Below are 10636 nucleotides of genomic sequence, written 5' to 3'. Positions count from 1 at the left end.
CGTCGTCGTCGCCGACGTCGACCCGGACGGGGCGAAGCGCCTCGCGGACGAGCTCGACGGGGAGGCGTGGGTCGTGGACCTCGCGGACACCCGTGGCCTGGACGACCTGCGCCTCGACATCGACGTCCTCGTCAACAACGCAGGGATCCAGCGGGTCAGCGCGATCGAGGACCTCGCGCCGGACGACTTCCGGCTCATCCACCGCCTCATGCTCGAGGCGCCCTTCCTCCTGGTCCGCGCCGCGCTGCCCCACATGTACGGCCAGGCGTGGGGGCGGGTCGTCAACGTCTCCTCGGTGCACGGGCTGGTCGCCTCGCCGTTCAAGGCCGCGTACGTCTCCGCGAAGCACGGACTGGAGGGGCTGTCCAAGACGGTGGCTCTCGAGGGCGGACCGCGAGGCGTCACGAGCGTCTGCGTGAACCCCGGCTACGTGCGCACCCCGCTGGTGGAACGGCAGGTCGCGGACCAGGCGGCGGCCCACGGCATCGCCGAGGCCGACGTGCTGGCCGACGTGATGCTCGCCGAGACCGCGATCAAGCGGCTCGTGGAGCCCGGGGAGGTCGCGTCGCTGGTCGGCTGGCTCACGGGACCCGACGCCTCGATGGTCACCGGCGCCTCGTGGACCGTCGACGGCGGCTGGAGCGCGCGATGACGGGCCTGGACGTGGTGGTCGCCACCGCAGCGGAGGCGGTCGCCGACGTGCCGGACGGCGCGTCGCTCGCCGTCGGCGGCTTCGGGCTGTGCGGCACGCCCGTCGCGCTCGTCGACGCCCTGCTCGCCCGCGGCACCACCAGCCTGTCGGTGGTGAGCAACAACTGCGGCGTCGACGACTGGGGCCTCGGCCTGCTGCTCGGCGCCGGACGCATCCGGCGCATGACCAGCTCGTACGTGGGCGAGAACAAGGAGTTCGAGCGGCAGTTCCTGGCCGGCGAGCTGGAGCTGGTCCTGACACCGCAGGGCACGCTCGCCGAGCAGCTGCGTGCGGGCGGCGCGGGGATCGCCGGCTTCTGGACCCGCACCGGGGTCGGCACGCAGGTGGCCGACGGCGGTCTGCCGCGGCGGTTCGACGGCGCAGGCGGCGTCGCGGTGGCATCCCCGCGCAAGGAGGTGCGCAGCTTCACCGCCGCTGACGGCACGAGCGCAGAGTTCGTCCTGGAGGAGGCGATCACGACCGACTTCGCCCTCGTGCACGCCGCGCGCGGCGACCGGCACGGCAACCTCGTCTTCCACCGCTCCGCCCGGAACTTCTCTCCCCTCGCCGCGATGGCGGGCCGGGTGTGCGTGGCGCAGGTCGAGGAGCTCGTCGAACCCGGGGAGATCGACCCGGACGACGTGCACCTCCCGGGCGTCTACGTCCACCGCGTGGTCCATGTGCCCGGCGGGGAGAAGCGGGTCGAGAAGCGCACCACCACGACCGCGAAGGAGGGCTGAGACGTGCCTCTCACCCGTGACGAGATGGCCGCGCGCGCCGCGGCGGAGCTGTCCGACGGCTGGTACGTGAACCTGGGTATCGGCCTGCCGACGCTCGTGCCGAACCACGTGCCACCGGACCGTCAGGTGGTGCTGCAGTCGGAGAACGGGCTGCTGGGAGTGGGTCCCTACCCCGCCGAGGACGCGGTGGATCCCGACCTCATCAACGCCGGCAAGGAGACCGTCACCCTGCTGCCGGGTGCCTCGGTGTTCGACTCCGCGACCAGCTTCGGCATGATCCGCGGCGGCAAGATCGACGCCGCGATCCTCGGCGCGATGCAGGTCTCCGCCACGGGCGACCTCGCCAACTGGATGATCCCCGGAAAGATGGTCAAGGGCCCCGGCGGGGCCATGGACCTCGTGCACGGCGCCCGCCGCGTCGTCGTCCTCATGGAGCACAACGCGAAGGACGGCTCGCCCAAGCTGCTCCCCGCCTGCACGCTGCCGCTGACGGGCCGCGGTGTCGTGCACCGCGTCATCACCGACCTCGCGGTGCTCGACGTGGCCGCCGACGGCTTCGTGCTCCGCGAGCTCGCGCCGGGCGTCTCCGTCGACGACGTGGTGGCGGCGACCGGCGCACCCCTCACCGTGTCCCTCGACGCCGTCCCGCCCGGCCGAGTCGCGGCGCCGAGCGTGAGTCTTCCAGGGCTCAGACGGGCCGGCGGGAGCGTGCCGCCAGCACGAGGGCGACCAGGACGCCGACCACGCTGACCGCCGCCGCCACCCAGAACGCGGCAGAGTAGGCCGCGGCGAGGTCGGTCGTGGCCGCGGCGAGCAGCGCCGTCACGACCGGCGCCGCGGCCGCCGAGCCGACGGTGCGGACGACGCTGTTGAGCCCGGTCGCGGCACCCGTCTCGGTGGGCGGCGACCAGCTCACGACGAGCTGCGCGCAGATCGCGTAGCCGATGCCGTTGCCCAGGCCGAGCACGGAAAACGCCACCACGACGAGCCACGACGTCGTCGGCCAGAGCGCGAGACCCGCCGCGCCCACCGCCATGACCGCGGCGGCGGTCACGGCCGCTCCCCCGGCGCCCGCCCGGCGCACCAGCCACGGCGTGGCACGACCGCCCAGGAAGACCAGCACGGCGCTCGGCAGCATGGCGAGCGCGGAGACGGTGACGCTCATCCCGTGGCCGTACCCGGTGCCGGCGGGGGCCTGCATGAGCAGCGGCAGCGCGACGTAGCAGACGTAGGGCACGAACCCGACGGCGACCGTCAGGAGGCTGACGAGGACGAGCGGACCGTGGCGGAACGTCCGCACGTCGACCACCGGCGCGGCGGTGCGCAGCTCGACGAGCACGAGAGCGACGAGGAGCAGCACCCCGGCGACGCCCACGGCGAGGGTCCGGGCGGAGGCCCAGCCCCAGCTGCCGCCCTGGGACACGGCGAGCAGGACACCGACGAGGCCGCCCGCCAGCAGGGCGATGCCCGGCCAGTCGGTGCGTCGACGCACCGCGGGGGCACCGCCGCGCGGCACCCACGCCGCAACGAGCGCGGCGGCGACGAGGATGAGCGCGGCGCCGAGCACGAACAGCCACCGCCAGGAGAGCGCGTCGACGACGACGCCGCCCACGACGAGCGCCGCACCCGCGCCGAGCCCGATCATCCCGGGGATCCAGCCGAACGCGGCCGCGAGGCGCGGGCCTGCCAGCACCGAGCGCGCCAGAGCGAGGGCGAGCGGGAACGTCGCCGTGCTCACGCCCTGCACGACGCGCGCGGCGAGCAGCACCCCGAGGCTCGGGGCCGCCGCCGCGAGCGCCGTCGCGCCTGCGAAGACGAGCATCGCGCCGAGCAGCACGCGGCGGTGACCGAACCGGTCCCCGAGGTTCCCGACGACGGGCGCCAGGACAGCGCCGGCGAGCAGGAAGGCGGTCAGGATCCAGCCCGTGCCCTGGGCGCTCGCGCCGAGCTCTCGCCCCAGCGTGGGCAGCGCCGGGACGACGAGCGTCTGCATGAGCGAGAACGCCAGCACCGCGGCGCTCAGGGCGAACGTCACCCGGCCGGGGTGGCGGACCACCGTGCTGTCGGGAGCGGCGAGGTGGGCCGGGGGCACGGGGCTGCTGGGACCGCCGGGGCTGCTGGGGGTCTGGGGTCCGCCGGTGGACGTGGCGGTACTGGTCGGAGGCACGGCGTGCTCGCTCTCTGGGGACGTGGGTGGGCTGCGCCTCGTCGCGCGGGGCCGGGTGGTCGGCTCGACGACCCGGTCCCGAGAGCGGCCCGGTTCCACCCGGGTCCCGCTGAATCGGAACGGAATCATCGTTCCGATTCACTGTAGCACCGCCGCGACGACTACCGTGGTGCGCGTGCCTCCCGCCGCCCGCGCCGACGACCTCCCGCCCGCCGACCGCCCGCTCCCGGGCCGGCTGCGCGAGGCCCGTGCGAACGACACCGCCGTCCTCGCCGCCGCCCGCGAGGTCTTCGCCGCCCAGGGGCCGGGCGCTTCCATGGCCGACGTCGCACGGCACGCCGGCGTCGGGGTCGGCTCGGTGTACCGCCGCTACCCCACCAAGGAGGCCCTGGTCGAGGCGCTCCACGTCCAGGCCGTGCGCGACGCCGCGCGGCTCGCGGCCGAGGTCGCCGACGATGTCGTGAGCGCGTCCGAGGCAGCGGCCGACGGCACGTTCGACGGCGGCGGCGCGGTGGGCGCGTTCCTCGCCCGGCAGATCACCGGCGCCACCGGGCCGCTGCTGCGGCCCACCGGTGCGGGCGGCCCGCTGCCCGCCGACCTGGCGGCGGCGTCCGAGGACCTGGGCGCAGGCCTCGAGCGGCTGGTCGCCCACGACCGCGCTGCCGGCCTCCTGCCGGACGGGTTCACGAGCGCCGACGTCATGCAGCTGCTGCTGCACCTGCGCCCGTCGCTGCCGTTCCCGCGCGCCGAGGCGGACGCTCTGCACCTGCGCTATCTCGCGCTCGTCCTCGCGGGTCTGCGGGCGCGCACCCGCGACGGCGACAGCCTCGGCGACGGCCCTCGCTGGGACGAGTGGGTGGGCGCCTGGCACGACTGACCGCGACCACCCCCGCCGACCAGGCGGTTCCGCACGGAATACCCGCTCAGAAGGTGAACAACCACCTGTTCGGCGTCAGTCGGCGGCCGGTGCGTGTCGCTCGAGGAACTCGTAGACCTCGGTCGTGTCGACGCCGGGGAACGCGCCGGACGGCATCGCCGCGAGCATCGACGCGTGCGGACGGGCGCTCGGGAAGGCGTGACCGTCCCACCGCCGGGCGAGCGGAGCGGCCGGGCGCCGACAACAGCCCTCGTCGGGGCAGCGGGACGTGCTGCGCGCCGTCGTCTCCCGGCCGAGGAACCACTTGACCTGCGCGAACGGCACCCCGACGCTCACGGAGAACCGCCCGTCCGCCGTGTCCTGCACCCGCGACGTGCACCAGTACGTGCCCGTCGGCGTGTCCGTGTACTGGTAGTACGGGCTGAGCCGGTCGGCGATCCCGAACACCACGCGGGCGGTCCAGTGCCGGCAGACGTGCTGCCCCTCGACCGTGCCCAGCGGGTCGGACGGGAACCGCACCCCGTCGTTCTCGTACGCCTTATGGATCGCGCCCGACTCGTGGACCTTCATGAAGTGCACCGGGATGCCCAGGTGCCGGGTGGCCAGGTTCGTGAACCGGTGCGCCACCGTCTCGTAGGAGACGGCGAACGCGTCGCGCAGGTCCTCCAGCGAGATCGCGCGCGCCTCCTTCGCCTCGCGCAGCTGCTTCACCGCCTCCCGCTCGGGCACCAGCAGCGCCGCGCACAGGTAGTTCGCCTCGACCCGCTGGCGCAGGAACTCGCGGTAGTCGCGCGGCTCGGCATGCTCCAGCACGTGCGAGGCGAGCGCCTGGAGCACGGCCGAGCGTGCCTCGGACCGCCCGCGGATCCCGTTGCTCGGCAGGTAGACGCGGCGGTGCCGCTGGTCGATCACCGCGCGCGTGGACTGCGGCAGGTCCGGCTCGTAGTGGATCGAGAACCCCAGGTGGGCGGCCAGCTCCCCCACGGCGCGCTGCGGCAGCGGCCCGCGACCGTGACCGACGTCGTCCAGCAGGCGACGGGCGACGATCTCCAGGTCGGGGAAGTAGTTGTCCTGCGCGCGCATGTCGGCGCGCAGCTCGGTGTTGGCCCGCCGCGCCTCCTCGGGGGTCAGGGCGCGCTCGGAGTGCAGCCGCTCGAGCTCGCGCTGCAGCCCCACGATGGCCTCGAGCGCGTCGGTCGGGAGCGACTTGCCCACCTTCACGGGGCGCACCCCGAGCGCGGAGAAGAGGGACCCTCTTTGCACGCGCTCCAGCTCGATCTCGAGCGCGTCGCGGTGCGACGGCGGCTCGGCCGACAGGAGGTCCTCGACGGTGGCGCCGAGGGCACGCGCGACCGCCTGCAGGCGCGCGATCGTGGGCTCACGCTTGCCGTTCTCGAGCATCGAGACCTGTGACGGGGCACGTCCGATGGCCTCCCCGAGCTGTTCCAGGGTCATGCCGCGACGGGTGCGCAGGTGCCGGATGCGGCGGCCGATCGTGAGGGCGTCCGCCTCCTGATCGATCGGCAGCGTCGCGTCGTCCCGGGTACCGGGCCGAGGGTCGGTCGAGATCGCCATGCTCGAGGGTGACACGGCGCACACCTTCCGTCCAGGAGAAGAACCCGCAAAGTTCTCCGCGACAGTCCTGGCCGCGGGGTGGCGCGCCGGGCCAGGGTCGTGGTCAAGGACGACGGCGGGACACCGCCGTCGCCGCACGACGAGAGACGAGAGAGGCACGACATGACCGCGATCCTCGAGCCCCGCAGCGCCGCCCACCGGGCCGGCGACCAGACGCAGACCGCCGCGGAGCTGGCCGAGCAGTGGGCGACCGACCCCCGCTGGGCGGGCGTCCGGCGCACCTACACCGCCGAGGACGTCGTCGCGCTGCGCGGATCGGTCGGCGAGGAGTTCACCCTGGCCCGGCGCGGCGCCGAGCGCCTGTGGCGCCAGCTGCACGAGGAGGACTTCGTCAACGCTCTCGGCGCCCTGACCGGCAACCAGGCCGTGCAGCAGGTGAAGGCCGGCCTGCAGGCCATCTACCTCTCCGGCTGGCAGGTCGCGGGCGACGCGAACCTCGCGGGCCAGACCTACCCCGACCAGTCGCTCTACCCGGCCAACTCGGTGCCGGCCGTGGTGCGCCGCATCAACAACGCGCTGCTGCGCGCCGACCAGATCGACGTCGCGGAGAGCTCCGCGAACGGCACCACGCCGTCCATCGACTGGCTGGCCCCGATCGTGGCCGACGCCGAGGCCGGCTTCGGCGGGCCGCTCAACGCGTACGAGCTGATGCGCTCGATGATCGCGTCCGGCGCGGCCGGCGTGCACTGGGAGGACCAGCTCGCCAGCGAGAAGAAGTGCGGCCACCTGGGCGGCAAGGTGCTCGTCCCGACGCAGCAGCACGTGCGCACCCTCAACGCGGCACGCCTCGCGGCCGACGTCTCGGACGTGCCGAGCGTCGTCATCGCCCGCACGGACGCCGAGGCCGCGACGCTGATCACCTCGGACGTCGACGAGCGCGACCGCGAGTTCCTCACCGGCGGGCGCACGGGCGAGGGCTTCTACGAGGTGCGCAACGGCATCGAGCCCTGCATCGCCCGCGCCAAGGCCTACGCCCCGTACGCCGACCTCATCTGGATGGAGACGGGCACCCCCGACCTGGAGCTCGCGCGGACCTTCGCCGAAGCCGTCAAGGCCGACTTCCCCGACCAGATGCTCGCCTACAACTGCTCGCCGTCGTTCAACTGGAAGAAGCACCTGGACGACGCGACGATCGCGACGTTCCAGCGCGAGCTCGGCGCGATGGGCTACACCTTCCAGTTCATCACCCTCGCCGGCTTCCACGCCCTCAACTACTCGATGTTCGACCTCGCCCACGGCTACGCCCGCGAGCAGATGTCCGCCTACGTGCGGCTGCAGGAGGCCGAGCTCGCCGCCGAGGAGCGCGGCTACACCGCGACGAAGCACCAGCGCGAGGTGGGCACCGGCTACTTCGACCGCGTGTCGACGGCGCTCAACCCCGACGCCGCCACCCTCGCGCTCGCCGGCTCCACCGAGGCCGCGCAGTTCTGACCCTGCCACGCCCGCTCAGCCCCACCCCCGCCCAGCCCCGACGCCCGGAGGCACGCCATGACCACGCTCACGTCCCCGACCACCGCTCCCCCGCGCACCGCCCCGGTGCCGGTCGTCGCGCCGGCCGTCGGCACCCCGCTCGCCGACACGGCGCCCGGGCCGTCGGCCTGGGGCACGGCGACCCTCGGCGCAGGGCACCTCACCGTCACGGCGCCCCTGGGGCCGCGCGACGAGGAGATCCTCACCCCGCAGGCGCTGGCCTTCCTGGCGCTGCTGCACGACCGGTTCGCCGACGACCGCACGTCGCTCCTGCTGGAGCGCCAGCGCCGCATGCGGCGCATCGCCGACGGCGACGACCCGGACTTCCACCCGGCCACCCGGCCCGTGCGCGACGACCCGTCCTGGCGGGTCGCCGGCTCGGCCGGGGCGCCCGGGCTGGGCGACCGGCGGGTCGAGATCACGGGACCGACGGACCCGAAGATGACGATCAACGCGCTCAACTCGGGCGCCCGGTGCTGGCTGGCCGACGCCGAGGACGCGCAGTCGCCGACCTGGCGGAACGTCGTCGAGGGCCAGCTCGCCCTGCACGACGCGATCCGCGGCACGCTGACCTTCACCAACCCCGCGGGCAAGCGGTACGCCCTGCGCTCGACGGACCTGACCGAGCTGCCGACGATCGTCTTCCGGCCGCGCGGGTGGCACCTGTTCGAGTCGCACCTGGCCTACACCGGGCCCGACGGGTCCACGCAGCCGGCGTCGGGCACCCTGGTCGACTTCGGCCTGTACCTGTTCCACAACGCGGCCGAGCTGGGCGCCCGGGGGCGGGGGCCGTACTTCTACCTCCCCAAGCTGGAGGGCTACCGAGAGGCGCGGCTGTGGAACGAGGTCTTCGAGGTGGCGCAGGACGCCCTCGGCATCCCGCGGGGCACCGTCCGGGCGACCGTCCTCATCGAGACGCTGCCCGCCGCTTTCGAGATGGAGGAGATCCTCTACGAGCTGCGCGACCACTGCGCGGGGCTGAACGCGGGCCGCTGGGACTACCTGTTCTCGGTCATCAAGTGCTTCCGCACGCGGGGGTCGTCGTACGTGCTGCCCGACCGGGCGCAGGTGACGATGACGGCGCCGTTCATGCGGGCGTACACGGAGCTGCTGGTCGCCACGTGCCACCGGCGCGGGGCGCACGCCATCGGCGGGATGAGCGCCTTCGTCCCTGACCGCCGCTCCCCCGAGGTGACCGAGCGCGCCGTCGAGCAGGTGTGGACCGACAAGACCCGCGAGGCGCACGACGGCTTCGACGGCACCTGGGTGGCCCACCCGGACCTGGTGGAGGTGGCGCGCGGCGCGTTCGACGAGGTGCTGGGCGAGCGTGAGCACCAGGTGGACCGGCTGCGGGACGACGTCGAGGTGGGCCAGGCCGAGCTGCTCGACGTCGCGTCGGCCCGCCGGTCGGGCGCGACGGTCAGCGCCGCGGGGCTGCGCACCAACGTCTCCGTCGGGGTGCGGTACATCGAGTCGTGGCTGCGCGGCGTGGGCGCGGCGGCCATCGACCACCTCATGGAGGACGCGGCCACGGCGGAGATCTCCCGCTCGCAGGTGTGGCAGTGGGTGGCGTCGGGCACGACGACGGAGGACGGCCTGCCGATCACGCGCGTGCGCTGCGAGGCCGTGCTGCGCGACGTGCTGCGCGGGCTGCCGCGGTCGCCCGGCGACCGGTTCGACGACGCGGCGGCCCTGTTCCGCGAGGTCGCGCTCGGCGAGGAGTTCCCGCCGTTCCTCACCACCGGCGCCTACGCCCGCTACCTGGCCGGCTGAGCGCCCCCGGCCCGGTCGCCGAACAGGTGGTTACGCACGTTCTGAGCGGTCAGAGCGTGCGTCACCGCCTGTTCGGCGAGTTGGCGCCGGGGGCTGTGGACAACGGCCGGGGGCGTCGGCGCCGCTGCGGCAGAGTGACGAGGCATGGACACCACCCTCACCTTCCGCCCGGGCGACCTGGTCGCCGACGACGCCGCGCTCCTGGAGCTCGCCCGATTCCTCGCCGACGGCACGTTCGCACGCCGGCGCACCCTCACCGTCACCTGGCTCGACGCCGACGACCGGCTCCTCGGCGTCGCGCTGCCCCTCGAGGACGTGCCCGCCCGACCCGACCCGGAGATCCTCGCCGGGCTGAGCGCCGTGCTGCGCAGCGTCGTCGACGACGAGGCACCCGGCGGCTCCGCCGTCGCCGTGCTGGACCGGCCCGGTGACGCCACCGTCACCGCCGACGACCGTGCCTGGAACCGCGGCCTGCGCGAGCAGGCCGCCGCCCAGGACGTCCGGCTGCGCGGCTTCTTCGTCGCCGCCGGCGGGCAGGTGCGCCCGCTGACCCTGGACGACGCGTGAGGTCGCGGGCTCCGACCTCGTGACGACGGTCGTCTCGCTGCCGCCGCGGGCCGCTCCAGCGGTGCCGTCCTGCCCCCCGAACCTGTCCCGTCGAGGCGTATGCCCTGGACTTCCAGGCTTCGGCGGCATACTTTCACCTCGGCAGCATGCTGTGATCTGCTTCACACGGTGTGCGGGCCGGCCGAGGAGGGAGCACGACCGTGGCCGACGTCCTGGTGCTCAACGCGGGCTACGAGCCCCTGCACCGCGTGTCGGTCAAGCACGCCATCACGATGCTGGTGCGCGAGGTCGCGGTGGTCGAGGAGGCGGTGGAGGGCCACCGGTTCGGGCCGTACCCGATGCCGCGGGTGCTCCGCCTGGTGCGGTACGTCGCGATGCGCTGGCGCTACCACTCCGCCGGCCGGCCGGCGGTCACGAAGGACGGGGTGAAGCGGCGCGACGGCGCGTGCGCGTACTGCGGCGGCGCCGCGGAGACCGTCGACCACGTGATCCCCCGCTCCCGCGGCGGCGACTCGACGTGGCTCAACCTGGTCGCGGCGTGCGAGCGGTGCAACGGCCTCAAGGCCGACCGCACCCCGCTGGAGGCGGGCATGCCGCTGCTGCTCGCCCCGTACGTGCCGCCCGCCGAGCACGGCCTCGTGCGACGGCGACGGCGCGCCGCCGCGACGGCCGCCGCCTGACCCGAGGGTCGGGCGGGGGCCCGGCAGGTACGGAGC

At 74.3% G+C, this 10636-nt stretch carries 10 protein-coding genes; 8 read left to right on the top strand and 2 right to left on the bottom strand.

The window, feature by feature from the left end; translation table 11 throughout:
- The 3 genes from ACFT55_RS15625 to ACFT55_RS15615 all read left to right on the top strand — a co-directional run.
- The coding region (locus tag ACFT55_RS15625; protein WP_380244760.1) for an SDR family oxidoreductase at positions 1–652 on the top strand (652 nt) is incomplete at its 5' end.
- Entirely contained in the window at positions 649–1431 is a 783-nt protein-coding gene (locus tag ACFT55_RS15620; RefSeq protein ID WP_380244759.1) for a CoA transferase subunit A, read from the top strand. The genes ACFT55_RS15625 and ACFT55_RS15620, both read left to right, overlap by 4 nt.
- Positions 1432–1434: 3 nt before the next feature.
- Positions 1435–2181 carry a CoA transferase subunit B gene (locus ACFT55_RS15615; RefSeq protein WP_380244758.1) on the top strand — a complete coding sequence of 249 codons (747 nt, stop codon included), beginning with the start codon at positions 1435–1437 and terminating at the stop codon, positions 2179–2181.
- On the opposite strand, the gene ACFT55_RS15610 is transcribed toward ACFT55_RS15615, so the two are convergent.
- Complete coding sequence (locus ACFT55_RS15610) at positions 2120–3523, bottom strand: MFS transporter (RefSeq protein ID WP_380244757.1); 1404 nt, start codon at positions 3521–3523, stop codon at positions 2120–2122. The genes ACFT55_RS15615 and ACFT55_RS15610 overlap by 62 nt on opposite strands.
- 250 nt (positions 3524–3773) lie before the next feature.
- Between ACFT55_RS15610 and ACFT55_RS15605 the strand changes: the two genes are divergently transcribed.
- Positions 3774–4475, top strand: coding sequence for a helix-turn-helix domain-containing protein (locus ACFT55_RS15605; RefSeq protein ID WP_380244756.1), 702 nt, complete (start codon positions 3774–3776; stop codon positions 4473–4475).
- A 75-nt stretch (positions 4476–4550) separates the two neighbouring features.
- Here the strand turns inward: ACFT55_RS15605 and ACFT55_RS15600 are convergent, their stop codons facing one another.
- Positions 4551–6050 (bottom strand): helix-turn-helix domain-containing protein, encoded by a 1500-nt coding sequence (locus ACFT55_RS15600; RefSeq protein ID WP_380244761.1) that lies wholly within the window; start codon positions 6048–6050, stop codon positions 4551–4553.
- A gap of 162 nt (positions 6051–6212) precedes the next feature.
- On the opposite strand from ACFT55_RS15600, the gene aceA reads away from it, so the two are divergent.
- From aceA to ACFT55_RS15580, 4 genes are all read left to right on the top strand, one after another.
- The gene (gene aceA / locus ACFT55_RS15595) at positions 6213–7541 is read left to right on the top strand and encodes an isocitrate lyase (RefSeq protein ID WP_380244755.1); all 1329 of its coding nucleotides are present in this window, start codon (positions 6213–6215) and stop codon (positions 7539–7541) included.
- Between the two features lie 57 nt (positions 7542–7598).
- Positions 7599–9353 (top strand): malate synthase A, encoded by a 1755-nt coding sequence (aceB, locus tag ACFT55_RS15590; protein WP_380244754.1) that lies wholly within the window; start codon positions 7599–7601, stop codon positions 9351–9353.
- Positions 9354–9497: 144 nt separating this feature from the next.
- The gene (locus ACFT55_RS15585; protein WP_380244753.1) at positions 9498–9920 is read left to right on the top strand and encodes a hypothetical protein; all 423 of its coding nucleotides are present in this window, start codon (positions 9498–9500) and stop codon (positions 9918–9920) included.
- Positions 9921–10120: 200 nt separating this feature from the next.
- Entirely contained in the window at positions 10121–10600 is a 480-nt protein-coding gene (locus tag ACFT55_RS15580; RefSeq protein ID WP_380244752.1) for an HNH endonuclease, read from the top strand.
- Positions 10601–10636: the final 36 nt, after the last annotated feature.

This window comes from Isoptericola sp. NPDC057191, from assembly GCF_042670225.1.
Classification (GTDB): Bacteria; Actinomycetota; Actinomycetes; order Actinomycetales; family Cellulomonadaceae; genus Isoptericola.
Note: the sequence above shows the minus strand (reverse complement) of the source record. Positions and strands in the feature narration are given on the sequence as shown.

Coding starts and splice junctions, on each gene's coding strand:
- ACFT55_RS15620 (WP_380244759.1), top strand. CDS start 649: ATGACGGGCCTGGACGTGGTGGTCGCCACCGCAGCGGAGGCGGTCGCC.
- ACFT55_RS15600 (WP_380244761.1), bottom strand. CDS start 6,050: ATGGCGATCTCGACCGACCCTCGGCCCGGTACCCGGGACGACGCGACG.
- aceA (WP_380244755.1), top strand. CDS start 6,213: ATGACCGCGATCCTCGAGCCCCGCAGCGCCGCCCACCGGGCCGGCGAC.
- aceB (WP_380244754.1), top strand. CDS start 7,599: ATGACCACGCTCACGTCCCCGACCACCGCTCCCCCGCGCACCGCCCCG.
- ACFT55_RS15585 (WP_380244753.1), top strand. CDS start 9,498: ATGGACACCACCCTCACCTTCCGCCCGGGCGACCTGGTCGCCGACGAC.